This window comes from Brevibacillus reuszeri, assembly GCF_001187725.1.
GTDB classification, from domain to species: domain Bacteria; phylum Bacillota; class Bacilli; order Brevibacillales; family Brevibacillaceae; genus Brevibacillus; species Brevibacillus reuszeri.
The window spans coordinates 667522-682214 of record NZ_LGIQ01000005.1; the positions used below are offsets into that span (position 1 = coordinate 667522).

General features: G+C 48.0%; 10 protein-coding genes. 9 read left to right on the top strand and 1 reads right to left on the bottom strand.

Translation table 11 applies throughout. The annotated features are described in order from the left end of the window. Positions 1–65 precede the first annotated feature (65 nt). A complete protein-coding gene (locus tag ADS79_RS06725; protein WP_049737637.1) occupies positions 66–1670 on the top strand; it encodes a glutathione ABC transporter substrate-binding protein in 1605 nt (534 codons plus the stop codon). A 72-nt stretch (positions 1671–1742) separates the two neighbouring features. Here the strand turns inward: ADS79_RS06725 and ADS79_RS06730 are convergent, their stop codons facing one another. Further along, positions 1743–2270, bottom strand: coding sequence for a GNAT family N-acetyltransferase (locus tag ADS79_RS06730; RefSeq protein WP_049737638.1), 528 nt, complete (start codon positions 2268–2270; stop codon positions 1743–1745). Between the two features lie 540 nt (positions 2271–2810). On the opposite strand from ADS79_RS06730, the gene ADS79_RS06735 reads away from it, so the two are divergent. The 8 genes from ADS79_RS06735 (at position 2811) to ADS79_RS06770 (ending at position 14631) form a co-directional block, all read left to right on the top strand. Then, entirely contained in the window at positions 2811–4409 is a 1599-nt protein-coding gene (locus ADS79_RS06735; protein ID WP_049737639.1) for a glutathione ABC transporter substrate-binding protein, read from the top strand. A gap of 103 nt (positions 4410–4512) precedes the next feature. Beyond that, positions 4513–6084 carry a glutathione ABC transporter substrate-binding protein gene (locus ADS79_RS06740; RefSeq protein WP_049737640.1) on the top strand — a complete coding sequence of 524 codons (1572 nt, stop codon included), beginning with the start codon at positions 4513–4515 and terminating at the stop codon, positions 6082–6084. Positions 6085–6108: 24 nt separating this feature from the next. Next, entirely contained in the window at positions 6109–7344 is a 1236-nt protein-coding gene (locus ADS79_RS06745) for an amidohydrolase family protein (protein ID WP_049737641.1), read from the top strand. Between the two features lie 244 nt (positions 7345–7588). Further along, positions 7589–9160, top strand: a complete 1572-nt coding sequence (locus ADS79_RS06750; RefSeq protein ID WP_049737642.1) for a glutathione ABC transporter substrate-binding protein — start codon at positions 7589–7591, stop codon at positions 9158–9160. Between the two features lie 125 nt (positions 9161–9285). Further along, positions 9286–10611, top strand: a complete 1326-nt coding sequence (locus ADS79_RS06755; protein ID WP_049737643.1) for a purine/pyrimidine permease — start codon at positions 9286–9288, stop codon at positions 10609–10611. A 109-nt stretch (positions 10612–10720) separates the two neighbouring features. Next, the gene (locus ADS79_RS06760; protein WP_049737644.1) at positions 10721–12250 is read left to right on the top strand and encodes a methyl-accepting chemotaxis protein; all 1530 of its coding nucleotides are present in this window, start codon (positions 10721–10723) and stop codon (positions 12248–12250) included. A gap of 106 nt (positions 12251–12356) precedes the next feature. Beyond that, positions 12357–12986, top strand: a complete 630-nt coding sequence (locus ADS79_RS06765; protein ID WP_049737645.1) for an NUDIX hydrolase — start codon at positions 12357–12359, stop codon at positions 12984–12986. A 205-nt stretch (positions 12987–13191) separates the two neighbouring features. Beyond that, entirely contained in the window at positions 13192–14631 is a 1440-nt protein-coding gene (locus tag ADS79_RS06770; protein WP_049737646.1) for an MDR family MFS transporter, read from the top strand. The last annotated feature ends 62 nt before the right edge of the window (positions 14632–14693 follow it).

Sequence of the window (14693 nt, forward strand, 5' to 3'; positions counted from 1 at the left end):
ATTGATAATATTTCTACAGTAATCATCTTTTCTCTATTTTCTACATAAAAAAGGGGGCGTTATTCATGAAACGAAAACGATTGCTTGGTTCTGTTCTCGCTTTGTCCCTCATGCTTGTATCTGCTTTGACCGGGTGTGCTTCGGGACAACAGACAAGCGGAACAGGTACGGCACCTAGTACTGCGGCTCCTGCGGGAAATCAAGCGGCACCAGCTCCTGCATCGCCAGATGGCGGCACCCTCATCATCGCTCGCCTGTCTGATGCGAATAATTTGGACCCGCATTTCAGTACCCAGATCAACTCCATGGCGGTTACGCAGCACAAGCTTTATGAGGGGCTTGTCATGATGGACAAGAGCAGTGAGTACAAGCCTCTTCTGGCAACGGAATGGAAGCAGCTGGATGACGTCACGTGGGAGTTTACCCTGCGTGAGGGAGTTACCTTCCATGATGGAGCGCCGTTTAATGCAGAGGCGGTGAAAAAGACAATTGACCGTATTCTCGACAAGGATCAGCCAACACCAAAAGCCAACATGTTCGGGATGATTAAAGAAGTGAAGATTATTGATCCGCAAAAGGTTCAAATTATTCTGCATTATCCGTTTGCCGGACTTCTGTCTGTCTTGGCGAGTGCCGAGGGTGGAATCATTAGCCCCAAAGCAATCGAGCAGTATGGAAAAGATTTGGCGAAGCATCCGGTAGGAACTGGCCCGTTCACATTTGAATCGTGGACGCCTGGACAAGAAATCGTCATCGTCAAAAATGAAAACTACTGGGGAACAAAGCCCAAGGTGGACAAGGTCGTCTTTAAAACCATTCCTGAGGATGCGACGCGTGTAGCGATGGTCGAAGCAGGAGAGGCGCATGTTGCCGAGCAGCTTCCTGTAACCGAGCTGGAGCGTGTACAAAACTCAACAAGCATGTCTTTGGGCCGCTTTGAATCATTCGCCGTCGATCATATCGGGATGAATGTCACATTAAAGCCATTTGATGATGTGCGTGTTCGTCAAGCCATTGCCCATGCAGTAGACAAAGAATCGATTATCAAAGGCGTTTACAATAATGTAGGGAAAGCAGCGATCTCATCACTCGGTCCAAAAGTAATCGGGTACAGCCCCAATATAAAAACACCTGAGTATGATCTGAACAAAGCAAAGCAGCTGCTGACGGAAGCAGGGTATGGCAACGGCTTCAAAGCAACCATTTATTTAAATGACAACAAGGCGCGGATCAATGTTGCCGAGGTACTGCAATCCCAGCTAAAAGGAATCGGCATTGATTTGCAAATTCAAGTCATGGAATTCGGCGCTTATCTGGATTTGGCAGCAAAAGGCGAAGCCCAGATGTTCATCAGTGGCTGGGGAAATGCAACGGGAGACGGTGACTATAACCAGTACAATCTGTTCCATAGCACATCGAAAGGCGTTCCCGGCAACCACTCCTTCTACAGTAATCCTAAAGTCGATGCTTTGATTGAAGCAGCACGGAAAGAAAAAGATCCCGAAAAACGTAAAGAAATCTACGCCGAGGCACAACAAATCGAGATGGACGAGGTCCCGCTGCTTCCATACCGCAGCAGTGAAAACCTCGCTGCTATCGCGAAAAACGTGGAAGGGGTATACATCAGTCCGTCAGGCTATATCGAAGTAAACGACATCACCATTAAGTAGCAGTAAAAAACGAAAAGGCTCTCTCCACAAAAACGGAGAGAGCTTTTTTGGCGTCCATAGCCTAATTTTTTCTTATACAAATTTGTACATCAGCACATCATCTACATATTCATTTTCACTCATTTTGAATTCCTTTACTTTGCGCCCTTCCTCAATAAATCCCATTTTTTGATACAAAGCAATCGCCCGATGATTCGTAGATAGCACGCCCAAGCTTACTTTTTCGATCAGCGGATGCTGCTCAGCCCAGGCCAGCAGCTCTTGCAACAATACCCTGCCCAGTCCCTTGCTTCGGTGTTCTTTTGAAATCATCATCATTATCGATCCGGTATGAGCAAGTCGCTTGCGATTAGGCGAAGAAAAACCAATCACGCCAACAACCCCACCATCTATTTCAGCGACAAAGATCGTCTCCCTATCACTTTCCAGCACCCGAGAAATCCACTCCCGCTGCTGTTCCACCGTTTTGTCAAACTCCTCGGAAACCGCAATAAAATATTCCCCTTCCCGTACAATCTCACACTCCAGCTCCCATATCGCATCTGCATCCTCCAGACGAACAGGACGAATGAAAGCATTACCATGCTGTACAACTGACATTTCTACCACCTCTCTTGTTATTCTTTAGTAGATTCCACAATCCAAGTGATTTGCCTTCTTTTTCGTGCCCTTATGAGGTTCTGCCAATAAGCGCAGCGACATTGGCAATTCTTTGCCCTGTCGCCAAGTGGAAGTACAACGGCTGGTGAGAGGAAACCGGAGAAAACAGCGAAGGTCTTTGGAACACAGCCGAGGCGTAGGGGAAAAAGGGAAACACGCTCTTAAGCGTCCACCCCTGAGACGCTTTCGGTGAGGACTACTTTGGACGCGGTTTCCCTTTTTCCCCGGAGCCGTGCAGTCAATCCCCCGCGCAAGTGTTCCAAGTACCTGTCGCGTTTTCTCTGGTTTCCTCTCCTCCCCAACAGCCGCGCTACTGAAACGCGCCCTTTGTTTAAAAATCTGAAAAAATAGTAAAGAAAGTGAAAATTCTAGTAAAGAGAGTGAAAAAATATTAGCTGAATAGTAGGTAAAATGAAACATGCGCGAATCATTAAAAAATTTAAAATTAAGAAAGCGCACACGAAAGAGGGGGACATCTACATGAAAAAGACGCGCTTTTTCCAGACGCTGATTGCCCTGACTGTTGCAGTTTCTGCCGCATTGGCAGGCTGCTCATCAGCGCCGCAAGCAGGAACAAATGCAAACACAAATGCATCCGGACAAACAGGCACAGCCGCACCAGATGCAACCAAAAAAGCAGGAGGCACTCTCGTTATTGCCAGACTGTCTGATGCAAACAATCTAGACCCGCATTTCCTTACCCAAATTAACTCTGCTGCAATCATTCATCACAAAGTATACGAGGGTCTCGTTCGCATGGACAAAGAAAGTAAATACGTGGGAGCACTTGCGACCGAATGGAAGCAATTGGATGATGTGACATGGGAGTTCAAGCTGCGCTCCGGAGTTACTTTCCATGATGGCACTCCATTTAATGCAGAAGCTGTGAAAGCGACGATTGCACGTGTTCAGGACCCAGCAGTTGGCTCTAATCGCGCCAATCTGTTTGAAGCAATCAAAGAAGTAAAAGTAGTGGATGACCAAACCGTTCAATTTATTCTTCACTATCCATACACACCACTCTTGTCTGTTCTCGCAAGTGCAGAGGGTGGCATCCTATCGCCAAAAGCAATCGAGCAGTATGGCAAAGAGCTGACCAAGCATCCAACTGGAACCGGGCCGTACAAATTTGAATCTTGGACACCAGGACAGGAAGTTGTACTGGTGAAGAACGACAGCTACTGGGGTGACAAGCCTAAGCTGGACAAAGTTGTCTTCAAGACTGTCCCTGAGGATACAACCCGCCTCGCCATGGTAGAAACAGGCGAAGCTCAAGTAGCAGAGCAGCTGCCTGTAACGGAGGTAGACCGCGTACAAAACTCTACTTCCATGACACTTGGCCGATACGCTTCCTTCTCCAGTGAGCATATTGGAATCAATACGAAGAAAAAGCCATTTGACGATGTGCGCGTGCGCCAGGCAATTGCCCATGCGATTGACAAGCCATCGATCATTCAAGGTGTTTACAACGATGTAGGGACGGCAGCACACGCATCTGTTTCTCCTACAATGGTTGGCTACAGCCCGAACGTAAAAGATGCGAAATACGATCTGGAGCTGTCCAAAAAGCTGTTGGCTGAAGCAGGCTATGCAAATGGATTCAAAGCAACCATTTACCTCAACGACAACAAAGCACGTATTAACGTAGCAGAGGTTCTGCAACAACAGCTGAAACAAATCAACATTGACCTGGAAGTAAAAGTGTTGGAATTCGGTGCTTACATCGATGCAGCGACCAAAGGCGAGACAGACCTGTTCATCAGTGGTTGGGGTAATGCGACAGGCGATGCTGACTATAACCAGTACAATCTGTTCCACACCAAATCACAAGGTGCTGCTGGCAATCACTCCTTCTATAGCAATCCAGAGGTGGACAAGCTGATTGAAGAAGGACGCAAGGAAAAAGACGAAGAAAAACGCAAGCAAATCTATGAAAAAGCACAGCAAATCGAAATGGACGAAGCAGCATTGGTACCATATCGCTACTCGGAAAACCTGGCTGCGATTGAAAAAGGCGTAGAGGGTGTATGGATCAGCCCAGCTGGTCACATCGAAGTCGATGACATAACACTTCCATAAGACTGCACGATTAGCAGCATAGCGACATTCCTTTTTGGAAAAGAGCTATGCTGCTAATCTTTACGAAAAAGAAGCCATATAGAAAAAACACGGGGGCTAGAACATGAACAAGAACAAATGGTGGAATACGTTGCTTGTCAGTGTGCTTGGCGTAGGAATTGTGCTTGCTGGATGTTCTTCGGGCAACGAACAAGGAGCGACTACTCCTACAGCTGGAGCAGATCCTGCACCAAAAAATCAAACCTTGATCATCGCGCGTCAATCGGATGCCAACAATTTGGACCCGCATTTTATTACTGCCATCAATGCGGCAAGTGTGGTGCATCACAAAGTATACGAGGGCTTGATCGCACGGGACGAAAACATGGTTTTCAAACCAATGCTCGCGACAGAGTGGAAGCAGCTGGATGACGTTACATGGGAATTCAAGCTGCGCGAAGGCGTAACCTTCCACGATGGCACGCCGTTCAATGCCGAAGCGGTAAAAGCGACAATCGGGCGCGTACTGGACGAAAAAGTAGGGTCTCCGCGTGCGGGTCAGTTCCAGATGATTACCGAAGTAAAAGTCGTGGATGATTATACGGTCCAATTTAAGCTGGCTTACCCGTACTCGCCGTTGCTCTCGATTCTCGCCAACCATGAGGGCAGCATCATCAGCCCGAAAGCAATCGAGCAATATGGTAAGGATTTATCCAAGCATCCGGTAGGAACAGGGCCATTTGTGTTCGAATCGTGGACACCTGGGCAGGAAATCGTCTTGGTGAAAAATGATAAATATTGGGGAGAACAGGTGAAATTCGACAAGGCCGTCTTTAAAGTCGTGCCAGAGGATACGACAAGAATTGCCATGGCGGAAATCGGAGAGGCACATATTGCGGAGCCTTTGCCAGTGACTGAGATTGAGCGTGTGAAAAATTCTCCGCAGATCGATCTGTATCGAACTGCTGGATTAGGTACTGATTTTATTGGCTTTAATAATAAAAAGAAGCCTTTCGATGATGTACGCGTCCGTCAGGCTATCAATTATGCGATTGAGACAGATGCCATTATTCAAGGGGTGTACAACAATATTGGAACCAGAGCCAACTCCGCCATGAGCCCAAAGGTTCTCGGTTACAGTGAGAGCTTGAAAGGCTACAGCTTTGATCCGAATAAAGCAAAAGCCCTTTTAAAAGAAGCGGGCTATCCGAATGGCTTCAAGACAACGCTTTGGACAGGGGACCGAAAAGAGCGGATCAATGCTGCCGAAGTCATTCAATCCCAGCTAAAAGGAATCGGAATCGACGTAGAGATTAAGGTATTGGAATATGGTGCTTATCTGGATGCTGAAGACAATGGCGAAACCGACATGTTCATCAGTGGCTGGGGCAACGCGACAGGTGATGCTGACTACAACCAATACAATCTGTTCCATTCTGCTTCGCTCGGAAAAGGTGGAAATACAACCTTTTACGTAAACCCGGAAGTTGATAAACTGATCGAGCAAGGACGTCGTGAGCAGGACACGGAAAAACGGAAACAAATTTATGCACAAGCATTGCAGATTGAGGCCGACGAAGCGCCAATGGTTCCGATTCGCAATTTGGAGCACGTGGCGGCTGTCGGGAAAAATATAAAAGGTTTCTGGATCAGTCCATCCGGCTACATGATGATCAATAACATCACGATTCAGTAATCGGTATAGGAAGGAAGAAATGTGATGAAAGAAAGCTTCTGGATCGCCAATGCTAGTCTGGAGTGCAGCTTTTCGATGGAAAATGGGAGAGTGAATGGGACAAATACGGAGCGATTTCATGTATTTGTAAAGGATGGACGCTTCGAACGGATCGTTCCAGCCACACAACCACTGCCAGAAGGAGAAGCGGTTTGGGATGCAGACGGTCTTCTCATGCTTCCTTCGTTTAAAGAGATGCATATTCATCTGGACAAAACGTTTTATGGAGGTCCGTGGCAAGCCGTAATCCCGGCACCCAACCGCTTTTTCCGGATTGAACAGGAACAGGAGCTGTTGCCTCGCCAATTGCCAGTAGCGAAAGAGAGAGCAGAAAAGCTGTTGCAACTGATTCAATCTCATGGCGCTACGCATGTGCGGACGCATTGCAATATTGACCCGGTCATTGGGCTAAAAAACCTGGAAGCCACCCTGCAAGCACTGGAGACGTTTAGCGGGAAACTTTCCTGGGAAATGGTCGCCTTCCCGCAGCACGGATTGCTGCGCAGCGATTCCGTTTCACTGGTACGGGAAGCGATGAAGCATGGTGCGGGACTCGTTGGGGGTGTTGATCCAGCTACGTTTGACGACGATATAGAAAAATCGCTATATACGATGATGGATATCGCGGTAGAAGCGAATGCTGACGTCGATCTGCATTTGCACGAGCCAGGGCATCTGGGGCTGTTTATTATGAAGCGACTTGCTGCGATGACAGAGGATGCCGGGTGGCAAGGGCGTGTAACGATCAGTCACGCCTATGGACTCGGGGAACTGCCGATACCACTTGTCGAGGAGATGGCCGAGCGTCTGGAAAGCTTGCAAATCGCTATCATGACTGCCATTCCGATTGATATGCCGACGATCCCCGTTCCGCTTTTACATGCAAAGGGCGTGCATGTAGGCTTGGGCAACGATAATATTACGGATCATTGGGACCCGTTTGGCACAGGAGACATGCTGCAAAAAGCCAATCGTCTTGCAGAGCGTTTTCGCTGGATCGACGAGGTTTCACTCTCTCGCGCCCTTGGATTTGTGACTGGTGGACTGACTCCATTGGACAAGCAAGGCAATCAGATTTGGCCAAAAGCAGGCGATGCAGCTGACATTGTTTTTGTACGGGCAAAATGCTCAGCCGAAGCAGTTGCTCGTCAAAATCCGAAGGAAGCTGTCATGTATGCAGGAAAAATGGTCTGGCAAAATGATCGTGCAAAAGAGAAATAATCAGTACGAAATCCGGTGTTTCTTGCTTCGGCAAGGGCAGCGGATTTCTTCTTGTTCGCTCAAAAAAACATGCTATTTGTTCATATTCATATAGGTAATCAAAAGTTGAATAAAAGTAAAAATAATATAAATAGATGTAAAGATGCTGAAAAGCTAGTCAGATAATATCCCGTATAATGCAAATAAGACGTAGATTCAGAATTTTCGACAGTATTAGGCAAAAATCGACAGGGGGTAAACTTACATGAAGAAAACACGCTTGTTCGGCTCTTTGCTCGCTTTGACGCTGACAATCGGCACAGCACTAGCGGGATGCAGTTCGGGAGCAGAACAGTCTACTACAGGCAATACGCCAGCCGCAGAAGCTTCAAAAGAAGGCGGTACGCTGATCGTAGCACGCAAAGCGGATGCCAATAACCTGGACCCGCATTTCATTTCCAACATTCCATCGGCTAACTATATTTACGGAAAAGTATACGAGAGTCTCGTTTCTCGTGACAAAAACGCCGATTACAAGGCAACCCTTGCCACCGAGTGGAAGCAAGTAGATGATCTGACATGGGAATTCAAGCTGCGTGAGGGCGTTACCTTCCACGATGGTGCGCCGTTTAATGCGGAAGCAGTGAAAAAGACGTTTGAGCGCGTATTGGACCCGAAAGTCGCTTCTCCACGCGCATCCAATTTCTCGATGATCAAAGAAGTGAAGGTCGTGGACGACAAAACAGTACAATTCATTTTGGATTACCCATTTGCACCACTCTTGTCTATCCTGGCTAGCTCGGAAGGCAGCATCCTTAGCCCGAAAGCAATCGCTGAGCATTCTGACACATTGTCCAAGCAGCCTGTCGGAACAGGACCTTTCAAATTTGAATCATGGACACCAGGTCAAGAGATGACATTGGTCAAAAACGATAGCTACTGGGGTGAAAAACCAAAAGTAGATAAGGTTGTATATAAAGTAGTTCCAGAGGATACGACTCGTATCGCGATGGTAGAAGCAGGCGAAGCTCACATCGGTGACCAGCTTCCTGTAACAGAGGTAGAGCGTGCACAGGCAACTCCTAGCATGAACATGGTTCGCGCAGAAGGTCTCGGAGTAGAATACATCGGCTTCAATGTACAGAAAAAGCCGTTTGACGATGTACGCGTACGTCAGGCAGTAGCGCATGCAATCGAGAAGGAAGCAATTGTCAAAGGCGTATACAACAACGTAGGAACAGAGGCTGTCTCGTCCCTGTCTCCAAAAGTGATTGGGTACAATGCAAATCTCAAGGATTACTCCTATGATGTAAATGAAGCGAAGGCACTTCTGGCTGAGGCTGGTTATGCGAACGGATTTAAAACATCCATCGTAACGGATGATCGTAAAGAGCGGATGAACGTAGCAGAGGTGATCCAATCCCAACTGAAGGGAATTGGCATCGATTTAGAAATTAAAGTGATGGAATACGGTGCATATCTGGACTTCACAGACAAAGGTGAGCATGCGATGTTCATCGGTGGTTGGGGTAACGCAACAGGCGATGGCGACTATAACCAGTATAACGTTTTCCACAGCTCCTCCAAAGGAAGCGCGGGTAACCTTGCTTTCTACAATAATCCAGAAGTGGATAAATTGATCGAAGAAGGTCGTCGTGAAAAAGATTCGGCTAAACGCAACGAAATCTATGCGAAGCTGCAAGAAATCGAGCTGAAGGAAGCTCCAGTGATTCCGATTCGTACGATTGACCACGTATCCGTTACATCCAAGGATGTAAATGGTTTCTGGCTCAGCCCTGTAGGCTATCTGATGCTGGATGAAGTAACGATTAAATAAGAATTGAACTCACGGGGATGGCGTATTGCGCTATCCCTTCGTTTTGTCTGAATGAAACGGAAAAAGAAATCGCTGGCTGCGTCAATCGTGTTTGGCGAAGCCTTGCTTTTTAAGGGGAGGGGCGCATGGTCAGAAACTCACAGACGGCTGGATGGAGTTATTCTTTGGGGGCAGTGCAATGGTTTGTTTATTTACTGGTGTATTCTATTCCAATCCCGATCGTCATCGGAGGCTTATACCATTTGTCCATCGATGAGATTGCGAGCTTGATGCAACGAACCTTTCTCATCGCAGGTGCTTCCACCATTTTGCAGGGGCTTGTGGGGCATCGCTTACCGATTGCGGATGGCCCGGCTGGAATCTGGCTCAGTGTTTTTGTGATTTTGGGCGATATGGCCTTGCGCCAGGGGGAGGATTTGGCAACTACCCTGCATATTTTGGAGGGCGGAATGCTTGTTGCTGCTCTTGTGCTGTTTGCAGTGAGCGGCATCGCAGAGCGGTTTGTGAGTTTGTTTACACCCTTGGTGACAGGCTCGTTTCTTTTGCTGCTCTCCTTTCAGCTCGGCGGTGTATTTATCAAAGGCATGCTGGGGGCGGGAGAAGGACCGTTAACTGGTGAGCGAGCATGGGCTGGACTGATTGCGGTTGGTGTTTTTGTTCTCGTCTTTTGCCTTTCGACCTGGGGGAGAGACTGGTGGAAAAGCTACGCGATTCTCATCGGGATAGTAGCGGGCTGGCTCGTTTTTTCCTGTATGGGGATGGGAGGCGCTACGATTTCAGATACCAGCTGGTTTCGCCTGCCACAGCCTTTTGCCTGGGGACCTCCCGAGTTTGATCTGGGGATGACAATTGCCGTTTTCCCGCTCGTTTTGATGCTGCTGTCCAGCACGCTCGCTGCAACAGATTCGATGGAGCAGGCGATTGGGGGGCAGCAGCAGGTAGATCCAAAGCGTTTCTCGCGGGGCACCCTGATTGGTGGATTTACTCATCTGCTGTCTTCCGTGTTTTCAACAGTTGGCATCGTTCCTTTGGGTGGTAGTGCAGGCTTTGTCAGCGTGACGGGGCAAAGCAGGATGGGACCTTTTCTCATCGGTGGGCTGACCATGGTTTGCCTGTCATTTATCCCCGCTGCCATCGGCCTGCTGACGAAATTGCCAGGGCCTGTCGCCTATGCAGTCGAGCTGGCTGCTTTTGTGCCGATGGTCGGTTTAGGCGTGCGAGCCGTTATGCGGGAGCCACTAACAGAAAGAAGACTGACGATTCTGGGCGTGACACTATTACTCGGGCTGTCGATCATGTTCCTGCCTTCTGATATGTTCCAGGGGCTACCGACAGTTGTCCAGTACATCGCAGGGAACGGGCTGTTGGTTGGAGTCGTAATGGCTATCGTATTGGAAAAGCTTTGGAAGGAACGTCCAGCAGCAGGGTACGGCAAGAAGCAAGTCATCTGACAATAAGCGTTGGATAAGAGAGTTTCAGAAATGGTTCAGATTCCTTTGCTAGAATGAAAGTGCACACGCTACTGGGAAGAAAATCAAATGATGAAACGAAGGGAAGACCATGGCTACGCCTATGCTAATCAAAAAGAATCGCTTGATGCTGATACTCTCTCTTGCTGCCGTATTGCTGAACGTCATTGTCTTTATCGTGACAAAAGTATTTGATCCGTTTCAGCATTCTATGGGGATGCATGATTCAGGCTTACCTATAAACGCTTCTCTTGTTGCAGGTCAAATCGCTATTTGCCTGTTGCCTGTCCTCTCTACTATCTTTGCTGTTTATTTGTATGTACGAAGCAAGGGAAGCGAGCTGCTGCCCTGGATGAACACGCTGACACTGACATTTTCGAGTATGGGAATCATCAGTGGCGGAGGTGGGGCTGTAGAATTTCATTTCTCCATTTTTATGGTGATTGCTGCTACCGCCTATTATGAAAATACGAGACTGATTGTGATGATGACTTCGCTGTTTGCCATCCAGCATGTACTGGGATTTCTTTTTGTACCTCGCCTTGTGTTCGGAGCTGAATCATACTCGTTCCTCATGCTTCTTCTCCACGCCGGTTTCTTGCTGCTGACATCTGGCGCCACGTATTTGCAAATCAATTCCAAAAAGCAAATAACAGAGCAGCTGGAGCAAGAAAAAAAGAGCAAGGAAGAAGAAATCGTAGAATTGTTGGAGCAGGTACGCTCGCTTGCAGGGCAAATCGGCTCCACGTCTGACATCGTGTCAGGGAAATCTGAGCAAAATGTCAAAACAAATCAGGAGATGCGCCAAGCTTTTACAGAAGTGGCTCATGGGCTAGGTGATCAAGCCAACGCAATCGAGCAGATGGAAAACAATCTGCAAAGTATCCATCAGTCTATCGAGGATGCTTTGACCTCTTCTGTAGAGATGAAGGAGAATGCGGGGCAGACCGAGCAAGCCGTAGCAAACAGTTATGATAAGCTCCAGAACCTGCATCTGCACATGCTGCAAATAACAGCGGCAATCAACATGGTAGTAGAGCGAATGACCTCTCTCAAGCAATCATCTGATCGTGCCAAAAGCATGATTCATCTGATTCAAAAGGTAGCAGATCAAACTAACCTGCTCGCTTTGAATGCTTCGATTGAGGCGACCCGGGCAGGAGAACATGGCAAGGGCATTTCTGTTGTCGCTGAAGAGATCAGAAAGCTGGCAAATCAAAGTCGTGATGCTGCCACAGACATTCAGACGAGCATGGAGGCGATTCAGCGAGAAAGTGAACTGACCTCTGCCCAGATTCAAAAGGGACAATCCGTAATCAAGCTATCCGAGGCGGAGGTAGACGCGTTCGCTGCTGAATTTGATCAGGTGAAAGAAACGGTTGCGCAGTGCCTTGCGTTTATTCATACGTTGAACAAACGAATGCACGCGATCAAGTCAGATTCAGTCAATGTTACAGGAGAAATCGCACAAATCTCTACCGTCATCGAGCAAGGGACTGCAGCCATGGAGGAGCTGGCCCATATGAGTGCGCGTCAGATTGAATCGGCTATGCTGGTTGACGGAGAAGTGAAGCGTTTAACCATGTTGAATCATTCACTGCAAGAGCGCTTTATTGCCTAGTAGTATAAAGAACTTCTTTTTGCTTGGAAGGAAAATTCCACCTAAGTCATGAATGTAAGAGTGACGGAAGAGTCAGAGACATAAGTGGGCGAGGTGGAATCATTACATGCAACAAGAACAACTGGATATTTTTGATGAAGCAGGACAGCATATCGGGGTGGAAGCACGCAGCAAGGTGCATCAATTGGGACTGTGGCATCAAACGTTTCATTGCTGGATCTATCGGGTTGCCCATGAGCAGATCGAAATCCTGTTCCAAAAAAGACATCCGCAAAAGGATACTTGTGCGAATTTGCTCGACATCACTTCTGCCGGTCATTTGCTTGCCTCTGAGCAGCCTGCCGATGGTGTTCGGGAGCTGTACGAGGAGCTCGGGTTGTCTGTTCGCTTCGAGCAGTTGAGCGAGATCGGGATGATTCGTGATGTGATGAGCTCACCAGGAATTATAGACAAAGAAATATGCCACACGTTTGCGCTTGAGTGTGAACAGCCTCTCCATGAATATGTGATCCAAGAAGAAGAGGTAACCGGTTTGTTGTGGGTTCGGTTGGAGCCGCTCACGAAGCTATTTGCGGATGAATTAGCCGAGATTGCGGCAACAGGATTTTTGCTAAATGAGAGCGGAGCCGCCATCGATACAGCATGCAAGGTGACCAAAGCTGAATTTGTACCGCATGAGGAGCATTACTACGCTCAAGTGTTCACGGCCATAAAAAGGCTGGCTGGCAAAGAATAAGCGGTAGAAGAACGGCCTCGCTTGGCAGTGGACAAGCTGAGGCTTTTTGTTTCCACATGCCATCTCTGCCATGTAGAACCTTACAGGCTCGGAATCACCGATTTTTCTTCAGGAGACAGACGACAGGCAAAAGAAATTGTGTGGTATACTATGACAATGCTTTTTGATGGATCGTGATCTAAAAAGAGCTGGAGAGGAGAGCAAGATGAGAGGAAAAATTATGATGGCGCTGATGCTCTCGACATTCCTGGCCGCAATGGAAGGAACGATTGTGAGTACAGCCGTACCGCGAATCACCAGTGATTTGTCGGGATTTGAGCAAGTTAGCTGGGTGTATGCGATTTACATGCTGGCTACTGCGGTATCCGCTCCGATTTACGGGAAGCTGGCGGATTTGTTCGGTCGCAAAAATGTTTTCTTGGCAGGGATCGGAATCTTTTTGTTAGGGTCCACCCTCTGTGGTGTGGCTTTTTCCATGGAGCAGCTGATCATCTACCGGGCGATTCAGGGGCTGGGTGCAGGTGCAGTTATGCCGATTACGATGACGATTATCGGCGATTTGTATACGGAGCAAACAGCTAGAGCGAAAGCACAGGGATGGATTAGTGCAGTGTGGGGACTGTCAGGTGTTGCGGGTCCATTGGTCGGAGGATTTTTGGTTGATACGCTGACCTGGCGTTATATTTTTCTCCTCAACCTGCCATTTGGGTTGGTATCATTTTTTATGCTTATGGTGCTGTATAAAGAAAAGCTGGCTGTCAAAGCGAAGCGTCATATCGATTATCCAGGTGCCCTTATTTTTTCAGTAGGTACGATTGCGCTGTTGTACGCATTGCTCACTGGAAGCCAGCATCAGTCATGGCTGAGTCCGGTTACGATTTCTTTGATCGTGTTTGCACTGGTTACTTTCTTGATCTTTGTGTCCGTAGAGAAAAAGTCGCCAGAGCCGCTCATCCCGCTCTCGCTTTTGACCAATCGGAACGTGATGCTGATTAACCTGCTTACCTTGTTAACAAACGGGATTGTGATCAGTATGGTCGTGTATTTGCCGATTTGGAGTCAGGGCGTTTTGGGAGAGAGCGCGACGATGGCAGGTTTTGTTCTCATGCCAATGCCAGTATGCTGGACGATTGGTGCAGTCCTGTCTGGGAATTTGCTGGGCAAGCTGCGTGCAGAACAGCTGATTACTGCGGGAACAGCAGTCCTGACGATTGCAGGTTTCCTGCTTACTTTGCTCGTTTCCCATTCTGCTGGTTATCTCATCTATTTGGCGGTCGGCATGATTGGGCTTGGCATGGGGCTGATCAGTCCGATTATCATGGTGAAAATCCAGGCGTCGGTAGCAGTAGACAAGCGGGGGACAGCGGTAGCGCTCAATACGTTTACCGGTACCTTTAGCCAAACCTTTGGCGCAGCAGTTTTTGGGATGATGTTCAACCTGATGACCGTAGGAAGTGGTCAGGGGAATCTCGGAGCGTCGTTTGAAACAGGGAATATCCCTGCTGGACAGCTTGAGCAAATCAGAGATGTTCTCGCATCGGGGGTACATGTCGTATTTATAGGCTCACTTGTTTTGGCTGTATGTACTTTCTTTTTGTCACTGGTCATCGCCAAGGCCCAGAAGGAGCCTGTTAGGAATCTGTAGAAGAAAAAGCGTCGGCCTTGAGCTGGCGCTTTTTTTGCTGGGATGAAAAGGACGTTACTTTT

Excerpts from the sequence above, each read along its gene's own strand:
- ADS79_RS06725 (WP_049737637.1), top strand. The coding sequence starts at position 66 with ATGAAACGAAAACGATTGCTTGGTTCTGTTCTCGCTTTGTCCCTCATG.
- ADS79_RS06730 (WP_049737638.1), bottom strand. The coding sequence starts at position 2,270 with ATGTCAGTTGTACAGCATGGTAATGCTTTCATTCGTCCTGTTCGTCTG.
- ADS79_RS06735 (WP_049737639.1), top strand. The coding sequence starts at position 2,811 with ATGAAAAAGACGCGCTTTTTCCAGACGCTGATTGCCCTGACTGTTGCA.
- ADS79_RS06740 (WP_049737640.1), top strand. The coding sequence starts at position 4,513 with ATGAACAAGAACAAATGGTGGAATACGTTGCTTGTCAGTGTGCTTGGC.
- ADS79_RS06745 (WP_049737641.1), top strand. The coding sequence starts at position 6,109 with ATGAAAGAAAGCTTCTGGATCGCCAATGCTAGTCTGGAGTGCAGCTTT.
- ADS79_RS06750 (WP_049737642.1), top strand. The coding sequence starts at position 7,589 with ATGAAGAAAACACGCTTGTTCGGCTCTTTGCTCGCTTTGACGCTGACA.
- ADS79_RS06755 (WP_049737643.1), top strand. The coding sequence starts at position 9,286 with ATGGTCAGAAACTCACAGACGGCTGGATGGAGTTATTCTTTGGGGGCA.
- ADS79_RS06760 (WP_049737644.1), top strand. The coding sequence starts at position 10,721 with ATGGCTACGCCTATGCTAATCAAAAAGAATCGCTTGATGCTGATACTC.
- ADS79_RS06765 (WP_049737645.1), top strand. The coding sequence starts at position 12,357 with ATGCAACAAGAACAACTGGATATTTTTGATGAAGCAGGACAGCATATC.
- ADS79_RS06770 (WP_049737646.1), top strand. The coding sequence starts at position 13,192 with ATGAGAGGAAAAATTATGATGGCGCTGATGCTCTCGACATTCCTGGCC.